The 16,128-nt window shown below is 61.3% G+C and carries 20 protein-coding genes; 13 read left to right on the top strand and 7 right to left on the bottom strand.

Annotation, left to right across the window (positions count from 1 at the left end; translation table 11 throughout):
• Positions 1 to 39: 39 nt before the first annotated feature.
• The 7 genes from ASD58_RS17595 to ASD58_RS17565 all read right to left on the bottom strand — a co-directional run bounded on the left by ASD58_RS17595 (position 40) and on the right by ASD58_RS17565 (position 7,728).
• The gene (locus ASD58_RS17595) at positions 40 to 393 is read right to left on the bottom strand and encodes a hypothetical protein (protein WP_156401341.1); all 354 of its coding nucleotides are present in this window, start codon (positions 391 to 393) and stop codon (positions 40 to 42) included.
• 5 nt (positions 394 to 398) lie between these two features.
• Entirely contained in the window at positions 399 to 737 is a 339-nt protein-coding gene (locus ASD58_RS17590) for a copper-binding protein (protein WP_057262527.1), read from the bottom strand.
• 1 nt (position 738) lies between these two features.
• On the bottom strand, positions 739 to 3,873 hold the full coding sequence (locus ASD58_RS17585) for an efflux RND transporter permease subunit (protein WP_057262526.1): 3,135 nt from the start codon (positions 3,871 to 3,873) through the stop codon (positions 739 to 741).
• Positions 3,870 to 5,345, bottom strand: a complete 1,476-nt coding sequence (locus ASD58_RS17580; RefSeq protein ID WP_057262525.1) for an efflux RND transporter periplasmic adaptor subunit — start codon at positions 5,343 to 5,345, stop codon at positions 3,870 to 3,872. Before ASD58_RS17580 ends, ASD58_RS17585 begins: the two co-directional genes overlap by 4 nt.
• Positions 5,342 to 6,592, bottom strand: coding sequence for a TolC family protein (locus ASD58_RS17575; protein WP_082565496.1), 1,251 nt, complete (start codon positions 6,590 to 6,592; stop codon positions 5,342 to 5,344). The genes ASD58_RS17580 and ASD58_RS17575 overlap by 4 nt, the downstream gene beginning before the upstream one ends.
• 77 nt (positions 6,593 to 6,669) lie before the next feature.
• Complete coding sequence (locus ASD58_RS17570; RefSeq protein ID WP_057262524.1) at positions 6,670 to 7,044, bottom strand: hypothetical protein; 375 nt, start codon at positions 7,042 to 7,044, stop codon at positions 6,670 to 6,672.
• Positions 7,045 to 7,068: 24 nt separating this feature from the next.
• Positions 7,069 to 7,728, bottom strand: coding sequence for a hypothetical protein (locus tag ASD58_RS17565; protein WP_057262523.1), 660 nt, complete (start codon positions 7,726 to 7,728; stop codon positions 7,069 to 7,071).
• A 181-nt stretch (positions 7,729 to 7,909) separates the two neighbouring features.
• On the opposite strand from ASD58_RS17565, the gene ASD58_RS17560 reads away from it, so the two are divergent.
• The 13 genes from ASD58_RS17560 to ASD58_RS17505 all read left to right on the top strand — a co-directional run bounded on the left by ASD58_RS17560 (position 7,910) and on the right by ASD58_RS17505 (position 15,892).
• Positions 7,910 to 8,209, top strand: coding sequence for a helix-turn-helix transcriptional regulator (locus ASD58_RS17560; protein ID WP_057262522.1), 300 nt, complete (start codon positions 7,910 to 7,912; stop codon positions 8,207 to 8,209).
• Between the two features lies 1 nt (position 8,210).
• Positions 8,211 to 8,690 carry an arsenate reductase ArsC gene (locus tag ASD58_RS17555; RefSeq protein WP_057262521.1) on the top strand — a complete coding sequence of 160 codons (480 nt, stop codon included), beginning with the start codon at positions 8,211 to 8,213 and terminating at the stop codon, positions 8,688 to 8,690.
• Positions 8,687 to 9,352 (top strand): MIP/aquaporin family protein, encoded by a 666-nt coding sequence (locus tag ASD58_RS17550; RefSeq protein WP_057262520.1) that lies wholly within the window; start codon positions 8,687 to 8,689, stop codon positions 9,350 to 9,352. The genes ASD58_RS17555 and ASD58_RS17550 overlap by 4 nt, the downstream gene beginning before the upstream one ends.
• A gap of 90 nt (positions 9,353 to 9,442) precedes the next feature.
• A complete protein-coding gene (locus ASD58_RS17545) occupies positions 9,443 to 11,884 on the top strand; it encodes a family 20 glycosylhydrolase (RefSeq protein WP_057262519.1) in 2,442 nt (813 codons plus the stop codon).
• 121 nt (positions 11,885 to 12,005) lie between these two features.
• Positions 12,006 to 12,458, top strand: a complete 453-nt coding sequence (locus ASD58_RS17540) for a hypothetical protein (RefSeq protein ID WP_156401340.1) — start codon at positions 12,006 to 12,008, stop codon at positions 12,456 to 12,458.
• A 272-nt stretch (positions 12,459 to 12,730) separates the two neighbouring features.
• The gene (locus ASD58_RS17535; protein WP_057262517.1) at positions 12,731 to 13,075 is read left to right on the top strand and encodes a hypothetical protein; all 345 of its coding nucleotides are present in this window, start codon (positions 12,731 to 12,733) and stop codon (positions 13,073 to 13,075) included.
• A 60-nt stretch (positions 13,076 to 13,135) separates the two neighbouring features.
• On the top strand, positions 13,136 to 13,546 hold the full coding sequence (locus tag ASD58_RS17530) for a DUF3997 domain-containing protein (protein ID WP_057262516.1): 411 nt from the start codon (positions 13,136 to 13,138) through the stop codon (positions 13,544 to 13,546).
• Between the two features lie 43 nt (positions 13,547 to 13,589).
• Positions 13,590 to 13,880 carry a barstar family protein gene (locus ASD58_RS17525; protein WP_057262515.1) on the top strand — a complete coding sequence of 97 codons (291 nt, stop codon included), beginning with the start codon at positions 13,590 to 13,592 and terminating at the stop codon, positions 13,878 to 13,880.
• A 49-nt stretch (positions 13,881 to 13,929) separates the two neighbouring features.
• Complete coding sequence (locus tag ASD58_RS17520) at positions 13,930 to 14,310, top strand: hypothetical protein (protein WP_057262514.1); 381 nt, start codon at positions 13,930 to 13,932, stop codon at positions 14,308 to 14,310.
• Positions 14,311 to 14,369: 59 nt separating this feature from the next.
• Positions 14,370 to 14,780: a hypothetical protein gene (locus ASD58_RS17515; RefSeq protein WP_057262513.1), complete on the top strand. Its 411-nt coding sequence runs from the start codon at positions 14,370 to 14,372 to the stop codon at positions 14,778 to 14,780.
• Positions 14,781 to 14,860: 80 nt separating this feature from the next.
• Positions 14,861 to 15,130, top strand: a complete 270-nt coding sequence (locus tag ASD58_RS31315) for a hypothetical protein (RefSeq protein ID WP_156401339.1) — start codon at positions 14,861 to 14,863, stop codon at positions 15,128 to 15,130.
• A gap of 66 nt (positions 15,131 to 15,196) precedes the next feature.
• Positions 15,197 to 15,625: a hypothetical protein gene (locus tag ASD58_RS17510; protein ID WP_057262512.1), complete on the top strand. Its 429-nt coding sequence runs from the start codon at positions 15,197 to 15,199 to the stop codon at positions 15,623 to 15,625.
• Positions 15,626 to 15,706: 81 nt separating this feature from the next.
• A complete protein-coding gene (locus ASD58_RS17505) occupies positions 15,707 to 15,892 on the top strand; it encodes a hypothetical protein (protein WP_156401338.1) in 186 nt (61 codons plus the stop codon).
• The last annotated feature ends 236 nt before the right edge of the window (positions 15,893 to 16,128 follow it).

The raw sequence follows: 16,128 nt of genomic DNA, 5'->3' as shown, positions 1-16,128 counted from the left end.
AGCGGCACGCTTCCTGCAAATCCTGTCAATCCCTGAAAGTCAGGAAGCGGGATGGCGCGGGGGACGTTCCGGGCCGTCGGGGACATGGCCGGCATGGAGGGACGGCGGCAATGCGAAGTGCGAGTCAGTCCCGTCCCAAGGTGCAGGTGCGAGGTTCAGGCCCGGCAAGGCCGCTGAAGCGCAACAGCAAGCAGCACAGGCGCCGCAAGCTGCATGGTCCAGGCCCTGCTGCGCAGTGGCGACCTTCTTTACCGCTTTCAGGTCATGGCGCAGCGACTGCCTGGGCTGGTGCTCACCGATCCCGCAAGACAATTGCGCAACGCCGGCCAGGGCCTGCAAAGGCAAGGCCAGCATCAACAGCCACAATATCCATGTCCTGGCGAATCGGCTCATGCTGTTTACTTGGCGACTTCGATGGCAGTCACGGTCATAGCGCCGTTGGCATTTTCCACGGTGAAGCGCACTTTGTCGCCGGCTTTCACCTTGTCCAGCATGGCGGCATCCTTGACGCGGAATACCATGGTCATCGCGCCCATGCCCAGATTTTTCAGCTCGCCATGCTTGATGGTCAGCTTGCCGGATGGCTTGTCAACCTTCTTGATTTCGCCATCGGCGGTATCGGCCACGACGCTCATCGCTTGCTGGCCGTGGCCATCGTGATCGGCCATGGCTGGTGCGCCGGCCAGGAATGCCGCCGCCAGGATTGCCGCTTGCAGGGTGGTGTTGATTGCTTTCATATCATTTCTCCATCAGTGTTTTGCGCCGCCGAAGCAGCAAGTATGCCGCAGGTACTACAAACAACGATAGCAGGGGTGCGGACAACATTCCCCCCACCATCGGCGCAGCGATGCGCTGCATGATTTCGGAGCCGGTGCCGGCACCGATCATGATCGGCACCAGGCCGGCCACGATCACGGTCACCGTCATGGCTTTCGGGCGCACGCGCAATACGGCGCCCTCGCGGATTGCCTCCAGCAGGTCCTCCTCGCTATGGCGTCCGGCCGCCGCGCGCGCTTCCCAGGCATGCTTCAGGTACAACAGCATGATGACGCCGAATTCCGCCGCCACGCCGGCCAGCGCGATAAAGCCAACCCCGGTCGCCACCGACAGGTTATGGCCAAGCGCCCACAGCAGCCAGACCCCGCCGGCCAGCGCAAACGGTAGTGTCGCCATGATCAGTGCGGCCTCGTCGGCGCGGCGAAACGTCAGGTACAGCAGCACGAAGATAATCAGCAGCGTAGCCGGCACCACGACCTGCAGGCGCGCCGTTGCGCGTTCCAGGTATTCGAACTGGCCCGACCACGACACCGAATAGCCGGCCGGCAGCTTGACGCTGGCGGCGACGGCCTGCTGCATTTCCTGCACAGCCGAGCGCAGGTCGCGGCCGTGGATATCCACGTACACCCAGCCCGACAGCCGTGCGTTTTCGCTGCGCAACATCGGCGGCCCATCGCTGATGCGAACCGTCGCCACGTCGGACAGGCGCAACTGGGCGCCCCGTTCCGTCAACAGCGGCAAGGCGCGCAGGCTTTCCAGCGAATCGCGCAGTTCGCGCGGATAGCGCACATTGATCGGAAAACGCTGCAAGCCTTCGACGGTTTCGCCAACGTTGTCGCCACCGACGGCGCTGGCGATGATGCTTTGCACTTCGTCGATGTTCAGGCCATAGCGTCCTGCCGCGGCGCGGTCGATGACCACATCGATGTAGCGGCCGCCATTCAGCCGTTCCGCCAGCGCCGACGACACACCGGCCAGCGGGCGCACCACGCGCTCGATCTCGCCGGCGATGCGGTCGATTTCCTGCAGGCTGGCGCCGGACACCTTGATGCCGACCGGGCTCTTGATGCCGGTGGCCAGCATGTCGATGCGGTTGCGAATCGGCGGCACCCAGATGTTGGCCAGTCCCGGCACCTTGACGATGCGGTCCAGTTCCGCCACCAGCTTGTCCGGCGTCATGCCCGCACGCCACTGGTCGCGCGGTTTGAACTGGATGGTGGTTTCGAACATCTCCAACGGCGCCGGATCGGTCGCGGTTTCCGCCCGTCCCGCCTTGCCGAAGACGCTCTGCACTTCCGGCACGGTCTTGATCATCCGGTCTGTCTGCTGCAGCAATTGCTGCACCTTGCCGGCGCCAAGGCCCGGCAGGGCGGAAGGCATGTACAGCAAATCGCCTTCGTCCAGCGGCGGCATGAATTCACCGCCCATGTGCGCCAGCGGCCAGAGCGACAGCAGCGCCACCGCCGCTGCCACGGCGAGGGTGGATTTCGGCCAGTGCAGCACGCGCTCGAGCAGCGGCCGGTACACCGCGATCAGCCAGCGATTGAGCGGATTCGCATGCTCGTCAGGAATGCTGCCGCGTATCAGGTAGCCCATGAGGACCGGGATCAGCGTCACCGCCAGCCCCGCCGCAGCCGCCATCGCATAGGTCTTGGTGAAGGCCAGCGGTGCGAACAGGCGGCCTTCCTGCGCCTCCAGTGTGAACACCGGGATGAAGGACAGTACGATGATCAGCAGCGAAAAGAACAGCGCCGGCCCCACTTCCGCTGCCGCTGCACCGACCACATGCCAATGTTCCTCGCCTTCCAGCGCACGGCCGGGGTTGGCATGGCGCCATGCCTCGATGTGCTTATGCGCGTTCTCGATCATCACGACCGCCGCATCGACCATGGCGCCAATGGCAATCGCGATCCCGCCCAGCGACATGATATTGGCGTTGACGCCCTGGTAATGCATGACCAGGTAAGCGGCCAGCACGCCCAGCGGCAGCGAGATGATGGCAACCAGCGCAGAGCGCAGGTGGAACAGGAAGATCGCGCACACCAGGGCAACGACGACGAATTCCTCCGCCAGCTTGGTTTCAAGGTTGCCGACCGCACGGCGGATCAGGTTCGAGCGGTCGTACACCGGCACGATCTCCACGCCGGGAGGCAAGCCGGCCTTGAGCGACGCAAGGCGCGCCTTCACCGAATCGATCGTCTGCAAGGCGTTTTTCCCAGAACGCATGACGATCACGCCGCCCGCCACCTCGCCTTCGCCATTCAATTCGGCGATGCCGCGCCGCATTTCAGGGCCAAGCTGGATGGCCGCCACGTCGCCCAGGCGCACCGCTACGCCGGCCTCGCTGGCCATCAATGGAATCTGGCGGAAGTCTTCCAGCGAGCGCAGGTAACCCGAGGCGCGCACCATGTATTCGGCTTCCGCCAGCTCCAGCACCGCGCCGCCGGTCTCCTGGTTGGCGCGGCGGATCGCGTCGATCGCCTTGCCGTGCGTGATATTGAAGGCGCGCAGCTTGGCCGGGTCGAGCACCACCTGGTACTGCTTGACCATGCCGCCAAGGCTGGCCACTTCCGCCACATTCGGCACCGCCTTCAGCTCGTACTTGAGGAACCAGTCCTGCAAGGCGCGCAACTGGGCCAGGTCGTGCTTTCCGCTGCGGTCCACCAGCGCATACTCGAACACCCAGCCCACGCCTGTCGCATCGGGCCCCAGCGAGGCGCGCGCCTGCGGCGGCAGGCGCGACTGCACCTGGTTCAGGTACTCCAGCACGCGCGAACGCGCCCAGTATGGATCGGTGCCGTCTTCGAACAGCACGTACACGAAGGAGTCGCCGAAGAAGGAATAGCCGCGCACCGTGCGGGCGCCAGGCACCGACAGCATCTGGGTCGTCAACGGATAAGTGACCTGGTTTTCAACGATCTGCGGCGCCTGCCCAGGAAAGCTGGTGCGGATGATCACCTGCACGTCGGACAAGTCGGGGATCGCGTCCAGCGCTGTACGCTGCAGCGACCAGGCGCCCCAGCCGGCCAGCAGGACCGATGCCAGCAGCACCAGGAAGCGGTTGCGGATCGACCACAGGATCAGTTTCGCGATCATTTGCTGTCCCCGTGCTGGTGCGCAGGCGCGGGCCCGGCCGCCGGCAACATCGACGTGACCTGGAAGCTGCCGTCCGCTTGCTGCACGAACTCGAACGACACACGGTCGCCCGCCGCCACATGCAGCGGCAGGCCGCCGCGCGGCAACTTGAAGGACATCGTCATCGCGGGCCATTTGAGCGTGGCAATCGGTCCGTGCGACAAGGTGATTTCGTCCTTGTCCAAGGCCTCCACAGTTGCCTCGCCGCGATGCGCCAGCGGCGCCGGGCCGGCCATTCTTTGTCCGCTGCCCTTCAGGCTTGCTTCCGAATCGACCAGGAACTGCCCGGAGACAGCTACTTTCTGCCCGGCCTGCAAGCCCGCCCGGATCTCAACCTGCCCTCCCGCCTCCGCTCCCAGCTCGACTTGCACCGGCGCGAACTTGCCAGTGCCCTCCTCGACCATCACAACGCTGCGCGTGCCGGTGCGAATCACCGCTTCCGAAGGTACCTGCAACGCCGCCTGCCGCTGGCGCGGCGCAAATGACAGCGTCACGAACATGCCCGGAGCCAGCCGCCCGCCCGGGTTGGCAAGCTCGATGCGCGCGCGGATGGTACGCGTTGCCGCATCCACCTGCGGCAGGATCGCCGCCACCTTGCCGCGCAGTTCCGATTCCGGCAAGGCTGCCGCGCGCGCGGTGACCTCGGTTCCAACCGGCACCTGTGCCACCGCATTCTCCGGCAATTCGGCATTGACCCATACCGTATCGAGGCCATTGATGCGGTACAGCGGCGCGCCGGCAGTAACCGCCATGCCTTCGCGCGCGGCCAGTTCGGTCACCACGCCGGAACGCGGCGCCGCCAGCACCTGGCGCGCCAGCACATGGCCGCCCGTTTCAACTTGCCGCACCTGCTGTTCGCTCATGCCCGCCAGCAGCATGCGCTGGCGCGCCGCATCAAGCAGCACCGGGGCAGCACCAACCTGCATGCGGCGCACCGCCAGGAATTCCTCTTGCGCTGCGACCCAGTCCGGCATCGTGACTTCGGCCAGAGGCTGGCCGCGCCGCACCATCTCCAGCGGGGCGCGCACCAGAACACGCTCGACAAAGCCATTCGAGCGTGCCTGCACCACCGCCACTTCGCGTTCGTCGAATGCTACATTGCCCACCGCCGACACCGTGGCAGGCAACGGGGCACTGGATACCAGCGCCGTGCGCACGCCAAGGTTCTGCTGCACGCGCGGGCTGATGCTGACAACGCCGCCATCGCTGCCCGCATCGGCGTAAACCGGCACCAGCGGCATGTCCATGTAGGGCGATTTACCCGGCTTGTCGAATTTCTGGCCTGGCACCATGGGATCATGCCAGTACAGGGGTTTGCGCCCTTCCGCCGCTGCAGCCGGGGCCTGTGCCGGCGCCGCTTGCCGTTTGCCCAACTGGTAGCCGGCAAGCGCGAAAGCCGCCACAATCGCAGCGATCAATGCGTTCTTTTTCATGGGTGGCCTTTCACCGGCAGGATATAAGTCAGTTGCGCCCAAACGCGCGCATTGTCCCGTTCAAGCTGCAGCGCTTGCAGGCGCTGTTCGCTCTCCGACCGGCGTGCCGCCAGCACGTCGGCCAAGCCGGCCTTGCCGCCACGGTAGGCGGCCAGCATCGCCTCCGTGCGCGCAGCGGCCAAGGGCAATACCTCCTTCTCGAAGCGGGCAATGCGCTCGCGGCCAGCCTGCCATTCGGCCAACTGGCTGCGCACTTCAGCCACGTGCTCGCGCAGGGCTTCATCACGCTCGGCCAGCGCCTGTCCCGCCGTTGCCAGCCGCGCCGAAAGCTCGCGCTCCTGGCGATGGCCACGGTCCCATTGCAGCGGCACCGACACGCCAAACGACAGCATGTTCGGATAGCCCGGCCCGCGCTGCTGCAGGGCCACCTCCACACTCCAGTCGGGAGTGCGATTGGCACGCGCCAGGCTAGCTTCCGCCTGCGCCAATTCGGCCTGGCGCGTCAGTACCGCTACCTGGGGATGGTGTTCGAGCGTCGCTTCCAGCGCTGCCGGGGTTACTGCGACGCTGCTGGTATCGACGCTGCCATCAAGCGCCACATCGACCGGTTCGCCGGTCCAGCGAGCCAGCATGATCGCTGCATTGCGCGCCTGCAGGGCCAGTTCCGTCGCGCGATCCTCCAGCGCCAACAGGGATGCCCTGGCATCGAGCAAGCCGGCCTGGCTGGAGCGCCCGCCGCGGTAAGCCGCTTCCGCCGCCACGATCTCGTCGCGCGACAAAGCGGCCTGGCGCAGCAGTTCAGCGTTCATGCGCTCGGCATGGTATCGATCAAGCCAGGCGATCGCAGTGTCGCGCTGGATGCTTGCAGTCAGCGCCTCGGCAGCCGCCTGGTTGCGCGCGGCCTCGCTCTCGAAGCGGGCGGCACGCCAGCGCCGCTTGTCGCTGCTGGTCAGCTCCTGCATCACGCCGATGCGGCGCATGGTCATTGACTCCGCGCCAATGCGATAGCGATCCGCACCGCTGACGGGAAGGTTGTCGACCCCGGCTTTCAGCACCGGGTCCGGTAATTGGGCAGCTGCCACGGCCATGTCGCGCGCAGCATCGGCAGCATGGCCTTGCGCCGCCAGTTGGCGCGAACGTTCAACAGCGCGTTGCTGCGCCTGCGCCAGGGTCAGCGCCGAAGCCTCGGCGGCGAAGGCCAGCGCGCAGCCAAGCGCCAGGCAGCGCCAGGTAAATGGGGAAAACATGAAACCTCCAGGATGCAAAGGAAACCACGCGCCAGCCACGCAGGCAGGCGCGACACGTCATCAGGCAAACTGGAAGGTCAATTACGGAAGCAGCAATGCTCTATGGAGTGCGGCGGCGATAGGCTGCGCGCCAGGCTTGGCGGGGCGGATGCCCCTGCGCCGGTATCAGGCGCCCAGGCGTCGGCCATGACAACGCCGGCAAGGTCGGCTGCGACGAAGGGCAGCACGGGCGGCAAGTCGGGCTTATCGAGTGCCTGCTTGGCAACCAGGTTGGTCGCCTTTGCCTTGCACAGGCTGGGCTGGGCCGGGTCCATGCCGGCGCATTGGGCGCCGGTGGCAACCTGTTTTTCCTCGGCAGGACAGGCATACGACGCCACCGCAAGCTGCATGAACAGCATGCTGAATAGCGCCACCACTGCGGCCACGATCCTGGAAGTCCGACGGAATTTCATGGGGGCGATGATAGACCGTTTCCGTCAATCGATCAACGACTTCACCATAATTCTGCCGTCCGGCGCTACCGCCTCTTGCCGTACCAGCAACTGAGTCGCCTTCGCCAGCCAGAATTTCGCGACCGTGCCGGGCCGGTTATAGTCTGTGGTCAGCAGCCAGCAATCTACCGCGCCTTGCGGGCCCGGGATGGTTTCGCTGCCCACCACTTTCCAGGTGTAGCGCGCCGGAGCCGGACCGCCCGGGTGATAGAACATGATGCTGGCTTCGTAGCCTGCCGCCAGCGGCAAGGCTTGCAGGAATTCGATATCGGTCTCGAAATTGAATGTCGGCTCGTAGGTGGCGAAGTCATAGTCCTCCACCGTGCGCTTGCCCTCCTTCTCGCGGATGCGCTGGTGGGTGCGGGGCTTGAAGGTATCCTTGTCGAACCATGAGTCGAGCAGGACGACACTGTTGTTGACGCCATCCCAGCGCTGGCGGATCTGCATTCCTTCAGGCGCCTGGCGCACTTCACGCGTCCAGATATCGACGGGAGTATTGACCTCGCCATTCCGAACATAGCGCAGCCAGTGGTGCGTGCCCTCCTTCACCATCGCCATGCGCGGCAATGGGGCCCCGACCTTGATCTCGGCGGCGCCGACGGAAGCGCTGCAAAGCGCAAGGATAAACAGCCAGCGTCGGTGCATAACATGGTCTCCTTAAAAGTTATGCAATTATGCCAGCGCTGCCACTAATTTGCGCAAAATGATTTTTCACCGGCAAATCATGACCTTAGCGCGCGGCTCCCTTCCTTGTTAACAGACTTTTCCACAGAAACCGTTAACAAGTATAATTCGATATTTCTGGAATCATAGAATTATGTAAGCCATGAAAACCAATGGAGCTGTGGCCGCATTATCGGCACTTGCGCAAGAAGCGCGATTGAAAATCTTCCGCCTGTTAGTGCAAACAGGTCCCGATGGCATGGCTGCCAGCAAAATTGCGGAACGCCTTGGCTTGCCCCCATCGACCCTCTCATTTCATCTTAAAGAATTGAACCAGGCGGCCCTGATCGAGGCCCGGCAGGACGGCCGCTTCATTATTTATAGCGCCAACTTCGCCACGATGAACGGCCTGGTCGCCTACCTCACTGAAAACTGCTGCGGCGGAAAAAGCTGCGCCACCTGACATGAACGTATTGATACTCTGCACCGGCAATTCTTGCCGCTCGATCCTTGCTGAAGCCACCTTCAACCACCTCGCCCCTGCCGGCTGGCACGCCATCAGTGCCGGCAGCAGGCCGGCGGGCTATGTGCACCCGCGTTCGCTGGCCTTGCTGGCGCGCGAAGGCATCGCAACCGTCGGCTGCCACAGCAAGTCATGGGACAATCTGCCCGTCACACCCGATATTGTCATCACAGTCTGCAGCAGCGCCGCTAAAGAAGAATGCCCCGCCTACATCGGCCCCGTGCTGCGCGCGCACTGGGGCGTGGAAGACCCGGCACATGCCACCGGCACCGACGATGAAATCGACGCGGCCTTCATGCATGCCTACCGCATCCTGCGCAAACGCATTGAGACCTTTTTTGCCTTGCCATTGGAGGAAATGAAAAACGACCGCGCACGCATGAAGGCGGAGCTGGACCGCATCGGCAAGGTGCAGGCATGACGCTCGCCCGGCGCCTTGTGGCGGAAGCATTGGGAACCGCCATGCTGCTGGCGGTGGTCGTCGGCTCCGGCATCATGGCCGAGCAGCTAGCGGGCGGCAACGTCGCCATTGCGCTGCTGGCGAACACAATAGCTACCGGCGCCGGCCTGGTAGCGCTGATCCTGATGCTGGGCACGATTTCGGGGGCGCACTTCAACCCGGTGGTGACATTGTCTGAGGCTTGGCAAAAAAACCTGGCCGCCAGCGATGTCTTGCCTTATCTCGCAGTGCAGGTGGCCGGGGCCTTTGCCGGCGTGGCTGCGGCACACGCCATGTTCGGCGAGCCGGCGTTCTTCGCATCGGTCCATGCGCGTACCGGCCCGTCGCAATGGTGGAGCGAATGCGTCGCAACTTTCGGCCTGGTCGGCGTCATTATCGGATGTTCGCGCAGCCGCCCTTCGATCACGCCATTTGCGGTGGCCGCATACATCACTTCTGCGTACTGGTTCACGGCATCGACCTCGTTTGCCAATCCTGCAGTCACCCTTGCGCGCGCAGCAACCAACACCTTCGCAGGCATCCGTCCAGCCGATGCCCCGGGCTTCATCCTTGCCCAGTTCGCGGGAGGCGCGGCGGCGACCATGCTCTTTGCCTGGCTCTACCCCGGTCGCCGCAACAGTTGAAAAACTAGCCCGGTCCGGTGTCATGGAGTGGCTGCTGCAACATCTTTATACTAGCGCCACCACCTTCACAACACGAGACAAGCAGATTCCATGACTTCAATCAGTTCGGTTGTTTCCCTGGCGCTGCTGCTGGCGCTTTCTTCCGCCACAGCTGCGCCACAATATGCGAGCGGCGACCGCCTCCAGGCGCAATGGGAGCAGCTGGACGCCGGCAAGGGCGGCCGGCTTGGAATCAGGAACCTGGACCGCAATCCGCTGCCAGCGCAAGGCTGGTCGATCTATTTCAATTGCATCGAATGCGCCGTGGCTGGTTCGTTGCCGGGCAAGCTGGCGATCGATGAACTGGGCGGGACCCTGTACCGCCTGCGTCCAGAACCGGGCTTTGGCGGCCTGGCCCCAGGACAGGCGCTGGATGCGGCCTACCGCGCGTCCAGTGCCGATGCCAAGATGTACCGCGCTCCTTCGGGTTTATACCTGGTGTATGGCTCGACACCGGAACAGGCGCAAGCGATAACGGACTACCAGTTGCTGCCGCTGCCGCGCCCGGACCAGCTCGAGAAGGGCCAGGCGGTAACGGCGCTGGATCTGTATCAGCGCAACGCCCGGACCATCGTGCTGCCTGCGGCCGCTGTGCCGCCAATCTTCCCCACGCCGCTGCAACTGCAAAAAGGCGCCGGCACGCTGCACCTGGAATCGGCGCCCGCCATCGTTGCCGGCATCGGCCTGAAAAACGAGGCCGGGGTTGCCGAAAGCCTGCTCAAACAATACTGGCCCGCCAGTGCGGCCGCACCGTCCAGCGCCACGCTGCGTCTCACCGTGGGTGCTATCGCCGGGCAGGCTTCGCCGGAAGCCTATACGCTGGCAGTGGACGCCAACGGCGTCACCATCAATGGCAACAGCGCTGCCGGCGTTGCGCACGGCTTGCAGTCGCTGCGCGACCTGCTGCCGCTGCCCGCTGCGGGCAGCAAGCAGGCGGTCGAGCTGCCGGTGCTGACGGTCACCGACGCCCCACGCTTTGCGTATCGCGGCCTGATGCTGGACGTGAGCCGCAACTTCCAGCCCAAGCAGACCGTCTTCCGCCTGCTTGACCTGATGGCGCGCTTCAAGCTGAACGTCTTCCATTTCCACCTGACCGACGACGAAGGCTGGCGCCTCGAAATCCCAGGCCTGCCGGAATTGACCGGCATCGGCGCAGTGCGAGGCCATAGCGCAAAGCCGGGCGTGCGCCTGCAGCCGGAATACGGTTCCGGCCCCAGCGCCAGCGACCCGCACGGCAGCGGTTACTATTCCCGCGCCGACTACCTCGAAATCCTGCGCTATGCGGCCGCCCGCCATATCGAAGTGATCCCCGAAATCGAAATGCCCGGCCACGCACGCGCCGCGGTGCAAGCGATGGAGGCACGCTACCGCCGCATGAAAGCGGCCGGCCAGGCAGGCGCCGGCAAATACCTGCTGAACGACCTTGACGACCGCTCGCAATACAAGTCCGCACAGAATTACAACGACAATGTGATGAACCCGGGCCTGGAGTCCAGCTTCAGCTTCATCGAACACGTCGTGAAACAGGTCGCCGCACTGCACCGCGAAGCCGGCGTTCCGCTACGCTCCCTCCATGTCGGCGGCGACGAAGTGCCAGCCGGCGCCTGGGAAAAGTCGCCGGCCAGCCGCACGCTGATGGCCCGCAAGAACCTGCAATCCATGGCCGAGCTGTGGGACTACTTCTACGACCGCGTCGACGCCATCCTGCGCAAGAACGGCCTCGCTACCAACGGCTGGGAGGAGCTGGGAACGCACAAACACACGCCCAATCCCCACTTCGCCCAACGCGGCATCACGCTCCACGTCTGGAATAACATCGGCGAGGCGGCAGACCTGGGCTACCGCCTCGCCAATGCCGGCTACGACGTGGTGCTGGCCCCGGCGACCAGGCAATACCTGGACATGAGCCACAACAAGAACCCCGATGAACCGGGCGTCAACTGGGCCGCCTACATCGAGCTCGACGACGTCTACAACTTCATCCCGCTGGACGCGAGCCTGACCGAGGCCGGCAAGGCCCGCATCCGCGGCCTGGAAGCCGCGCTGTGGACCGAAACCATCCGCGATCCGGCCCTGATCGACTACCTGCTCGTGCCGCGCCTGCTGGCTGTGGCCGAACGCGCCTGGGCCGCCGATCCGGCATGGGCAACCGAACCGAAGCCCTCCTCCGCCTATCCTTTGTATCGCGCCGCGTGGTCAGGTTTTGTCAACGCACTGGGCCAGCGCGTGCTGCCCCGCCTGGACCTGGAGCAGGCGCCCCTGGGCCCGGTCAATTACCGCATCGCGCCACCCGGCCTGGCGCAGGATGGCGGCAAGGTCTACGCCAACCACGCCCTGCCCGGCTTGGCCCTGCGCTACACCAGCGACGGCAGCGAACCGACCACCGCCAGCCCTCTGGTACAAGGCCCGATCGCCGAACGCGGCCTGGTCCAGGTGGCCGCCTTCGACCGCAATGGCCGGCGCGGAACCGTTTCGCGCATCGACAACCGCTAAACTGTAGTGGCTCAAGCTTAATCTGACACTTACTGTCAGATGGGATGGAGTCTCGCTTGGTCCGAAAACGGCCAAAACCAGTCATTCATGGTCGCTCACATTGACTTATTCAGGACGCCGCATGATACGTTTTTTTGCAAATATTGCACTTTGTTTGATCATGCTCGGATGTGGCGGCGTGTCCGTGCGCTCTCTGTCCGCAGCCCCCAACAATTTGCCAACCGACGCCGTTGTACTCAGGGTTGAAGTGCTCGAGAATGTTTTCACGGATTTTCGTCCCAAGCCTGACTGCCCCGAAGGCCAGCAGTGTATTGAATTTTATGGATGGGCGAAGTATCGTGCTCGTGTCAGGGAAGTAATTTCGGGCGACTGGGATCCGGTCGAAGTGACGTTCGCACGACTTGAACATGGATCTTACGTCGACAAGGTTACGCGCGACTGCTATGTGATCTTGCACCCTGCCAGCCCTGATTTTCAATCCAAACTCGGCGTGCCATTTATCGCAGAAAAGCTGCTCTCCAATTTCTTCGAATCGGATCGAGCGGCGATCAAGGATCTGCTCAAGGGGCGCTAGTGCAGAAGTGGCTGCTGTGCGGGTGCGGAGCGCGGCGATTAGGCTGGTGCCGGCACATGCGTTGACGCCGATGGGACTACAGGGAATTGAGCTAGCAAGCGCGCGCAGTCTGGCAAGTAATTGAGGGCCGGCTTTGGGGCGTCAGCCGCCGAGCGGTCGGGCGCCGGTTCAACGTCGCGTACAATCGACAGCAACCGGCCAATAGCAGACGGAGACCCAACTGCCTGAAATGGCGAGTTGATGACGCTAAATTTATAAATGGAGAGAGAGAATTGGCAGCGGAAGAACGCTTTCTAAGTGAGCTTGCAAAAATCCACCAGTATTGGGTGAAGACTGCGACACAAGTTCTCACTGATGAATCGACAGATCTAGTTGCCTTTGAAAATGATGAAGGAATTCGGCAACTGCAGGCTGCGATCAAATTGGCAAACTGCCAGGCGCAGGTTGAGTCATTCATAGATCAGATCTCCTCTGGCATCATGCATAGCATACTTGCCGGACTTGATGGTTCCGGGTCGTTGAAAGAAATATCGGGTGTTAGTCTTGTCGATGGCGACGGACAACCTCTGGAAGCCTATCTTCATGAACTTTGGCCTGACTACTATACGCAGCGGTGATGCGCGTTGAAGCGATGGCTTTTGCTGCTGACGGCAACTGACAATCAAAACTAACGAACTATGCGGAAATTTTTCCTGCCAATTCTCGGACTTCTACTCACGCTACTGACCGGTTGCTGGCAATCGGTCATATTCGACGAAAAAATCACTGGTCCCTATCGTTTGTCGGCTATCGACATTTCCGAGCAGATGAGCGTCTGTTACGAATTAAAGGGGAAAGACTCTTGCGTGGGGCGAATTGAAGAGACGGTATTCTCGGTGGGATGGAGTGAGCAATTCATCGTGGCCAAGCAACACCCGTCCAATGACAGATCCGTGACCAACTATTTCATCATCGACATCCAAAAAGATGCGGAACTATTGGACCCGAGCGAAAGCGTCACAGGTCCATTGACGGAGGCAGAGTACCAAGAGAAATCGAAGTCGATGTCTTTGCCAGCGTTTAGCCGCACGCTTGAAGATTTACGATAATGTCGCAAACGGCCAATAGCAGACCATTCAATATAATGTATCGATGAAAACTTTTCAGCTCGACTGCTCCCAAATAGACTCCGAGGGTGAATTCTGGGACCTTTACCTTGAAGTTATTCGCCCAGACGGTGCCGAAGTTTTCGGTCGAAATCTCGATGCGTTCTGGGATGCGGTATCTGGAGGAGGCCCTGGATGGCCCGGCGAATGCCAAATAACCCTCAGCAATACGCAAAAGCTCCAGTGTCAAGAGCCGCGTTTCTTTAAGGGGTTGGAACGCATCGCAGGCGAGATTAAAGCCTACCCGTTCGTCGTAATCGTCTTTGCGACGGCCTAGATTGGCCAAAAGTGGACCTGTGCGGCATCAATTCACGACATGAAATACCATGCAAACTTCGTTGTTTTACATCTTTTCTCCAACCGAAGCTTTGCTTAGCGTTGCCCGCGAGTTTATTCCCGAGGACGACCAGCTCCTAAAGGCGGAAGTGTGGTCTGTGATCTGTCACGATAGAATCGGTTGCGAGCTACAAAGGGACAATGTTGAAGCCGCGTACTGGACTAACTTCGCGGCACGCCTGCTTTATGAAGCACCTGAACCAGCGCAGCGTTTGGAATTCAGGACTCGATGTTTATCACTTGGTATGCACGGTTGCTGGACTGTTGCAGTAACCGGGCGCGGCGGCCCTGCCACGGAATTGGTTGACGATGCCAGAGAAGCTGCTGCATTTTTGGCCGACAATGGAATCAGACTGTCCGTGGGCTTGTGACGGCCAGAACCGGACGCAACAACTATAACGATGCCGCTCGTCGGCCACTCCAGGATTCAATGAGCAGTCTCGTCCAATTAATTCATTTTGCGCACGAAGCCTTTTCCAAGAGCGGCGGGATTCCTCCTTTGCATCACGATGCTTTTGAGGCGGTTCGCTGCGCCGCCGGTATGACGGTGAGTGACTTTATGGACCACTTCGCTCGCTGCGTCGCACACAGGTATCATGACGGTGAGCTGGAATACGAAGTCGCTGATTGCGCGCTCAATTCGCTTAACTCGTATTGCCTCTCTCAGCATCAAGTAATGCTTCCTAGTTACGCGAACGATGTCTATCTTGCCTTTGATCAGGGCGAGTACATGCACGCGGATGACGACGTCGGCACTGATCCCGAGGCCAAGTACACTAAGCCGCAAATACAAGCGATCGTGACGCGGGATCGTATACTTGGAGTTGCCGTTTCAAATTAAGTAAGCGGCGGTCACCAACGGCCAGGACCGGACAAAGTTACTTGACGTTTTTTTTTGCCATTTTTTGAATCACCACGTTCATGTCTAACCAAACGCTAATCGCTCGTATCGAAGCGAGTCTGGCTCTACTTCAGGCACGTCAAGGCGATGCGCGGGGGCTTGCTGAATCGATTCGAGGAAACGGTAAAGCTCTTGAAGGCATGCCATACGACCTGATTAGAGAAAGTGAGAGCATGGCCATGGATCTTGATATCGCTCAGTGGCACGATGAAGATGGGTTTGCTCCGGAGATTGGGCCAATTCTGGTCCGAGTTCAGAGCTGGCTGGCGAAATTGCCCCGCGATGTCTAATCCCGGCCAGATCCGGACGGTGAAAAAAGGGCAGTTTTCGCATTTAAGTATTCGTTGGAGAAGTAGATGCTCTTTTATTTATACATGACTGGAACCAGGGGCGTGAATGTCCCTGGTAGGTGCGTGGGTGAGGGCCGCTTCGTTCGCCAGATGGGACCGCCTGGACGTTACGGTGTCATCGATCTGGTTTTGGAGCCCGGCGAGGAAAGCTATGGGCCATGTGTATTGAGCTGGGAGGTGAGTGAGTCCCAGATTCCGTTGATTTTTCTGGATGGTGTTATCTCTGCGATTAAACACGTTATGACCGAAGATGAGTTCGCTGGCGACCACCTCTCTAACACGGTCATTCGAGTCGTGGGTGGGGCTTATCACCAGACTGATTCGAAGCTTAGTTGCTACGCTATGGCAACTGCTCTCGCGCTGCGTGCGGCGCTTACAAATGCGGGCCTTTACGGACCTGCGCTGGCGGCGCAGGCCGGGGACGCGCCAGTATAATTTCGGATGTCGGCCAGTAGCAGCCACCGCGACGACATCTGGCTAATCCAACAAAAGCACGCAAGAAAGGCGAGTGAAGCAATGTCTGACAACAAACAAGAAACTGAAGTCTTCGAAATGGCGAGCGGTGATATCAGTATCTGGGTTGACGGTGGCATCCACCTGAAGGTCAATACACCTGGCAGGGATCCAGTTGAACTCGGCGAACAGGAGGCATTGGAACTGGGCGAACTCCTGGTTCGCTTAGTAAATGAGCAGCGCGCCTAACGGCCATCAGGGGACCGACAGCATAGGATAAAACGCGATGACTTTTTCAGCGGAAAAACCGCGATACGTGAATCAGTACCTCAAGCAAAAAGTCGATGAACAACTCGGCGGTGAGGTAACCTGACTTTTTCGGACACTTCCATTTGATAAACTTGTCAAAGGGAGTGAAAACATGAGATCAACAACATACACGCCGGAGTTCCGGGCCGCAACATACACGCCGGAGTTCCGGGCCG

Origin of the sequence: Duganella sp. Root1480D1 (assembly GCF_001427305.1) — a bacterium.
Taxonomy (GTDB): domain Bacteria; phylum Pseudomonadota; class Gammaproteobacteria; order Burkholderiales; family Burkholderiaceae_D; genus Rugamonas.
The sequence above is the reverse complement of the archived record's forward strand: the minus strand, read 5'-3'. Positions and strand labels throughout refer to the sequence as shown.

Coding starts and splice junctions, on each gene's coding strand:
- ASD58_RS17595 (WP_156401341.1), bottom strand. CDS start 393: ATGAGCCGATTCGCCAGGACATGGATATTGTGGCTGTTGATGCTGGCC.
- ASD58_RS17570 (WP_057262524.1), bottom strand. CDS start 7,044: ATGAAATTCCGTCGGACTTCCAGGATCGTGGCCGCAGTGGTGGCGCTA.
- ASD58_RS17515 (WP_057262513.1), top strand. CDS start 14,370: ATGAGCAGTCTCGTCCAATTAATTCATTTTGCGCACGAAGCCTTTTCC.
- ASD58_RS17580 (WP_057262525.1), bottom strand. CDS start 5,345: ATGAAAAAGAACGCATTGATCGCTGCGATTGTGGCGGCTTTCGCGCTT.
- ASD58_RS17565 (WP_057262523.1), bottom strand. CDS start 7,728: ATGCACCGACGCTGGCTGTTTATCCTTGCGCTTTGCAGCGCTTCCGTC.
- ASD58_RS17530 (WP_057262516.1), top strand. CDS start 13,136: ATGCGGAAATTTTTCCTGCCAATTCTCGGACTTCTACTCACGCTACTG.
- ASD58_RS17555 (WP_057262521.1), top strand. CDS start 8,211: ATGAACGTATTGATACTCTGCACCGGCAATTCTTGCCGCTCGATCCTT.
- ASD58_RS17590 (WP_057262527.1), bottom strand. CDS start 737: ATGAAAGCAATCAACACCACCCTGCAAGCGGCAATCCTGGCGGCGGCA.
- ASD58_RS17525 (WP_057262515.1), top strand. CDS start 13,590: ATGAAAACTTTTCAGCTCGACTGCTCCCAAATAGACTCCGAGGGTGAA.
- ASD58_RS17545 (WP_057262519.1), top strand. CDS start 9,443: ATGACTTCAATCAGTTCGGTTGTTTCCCTGGCGCTGCTGCTGGCGCTT.
- ASD58_RS17520 (WP_057262514.1), top strand. CDS start 13,930: ATGCAAACTTCGTTGTTTTACATCTTTTCTCCAACCGAAGCTTTGCTT.
- ASD58_RS17585 (WP_057262526.1), bottom strand. CDS start 3,873: ATGATCGCGAAACTGATCCTGTGGTCGATCCGCAACCGCTTCCTGGTG.
- ASD58_RS31315 (WP_156401339.1), top strand. CDS start 14,861: ATGTCTAACCAAACGCTAATCGCTCGTATCGAAGCGAGTCTGGCTCTA.
- ASD58_RS17560 (WP_057262522.1), top strand. CDS start 7,910: ATGAAAACCAATGGAGCTGTGGCCGCATTATCGGCACTTGCGCAAGAA.
- ASD58_RS17550 (WP_057262520.1), top strand. CDS start 8,687: ATGACGCTCGCCCGGCGCCTTGTGGCGGAAGCATTGGGAACCGCCATG.
- ASD58_RS17510 (WP_057262512.1), top strand. CDS start 15,197: ATGCTCTTTTATTTATACATGACTGGAACCAGGGGCGTGAATGTCCCT.
- ASD58_RS17505 (WP_156401338.1), top strand. CDS start 15,707: ATGTCTGACAACAAACAAGAAACTGAAGTCTTCGAAATGGCGAGCGGT.
- ASD58_RS17575 (WP_082565496.1), bottom strand. CDS start 6,592: ATGTTTTCCCCATTTACCTGGCGCTGCCTGGCGCTTGGCTGCGCGCTG.
- ASD58_RS17540 (WP_156401340.1), top strand. CDS start 12,006: ATGATACGTTTTTTTGCAAATATTGCACTTTGTTTGATCATGCTCGGA.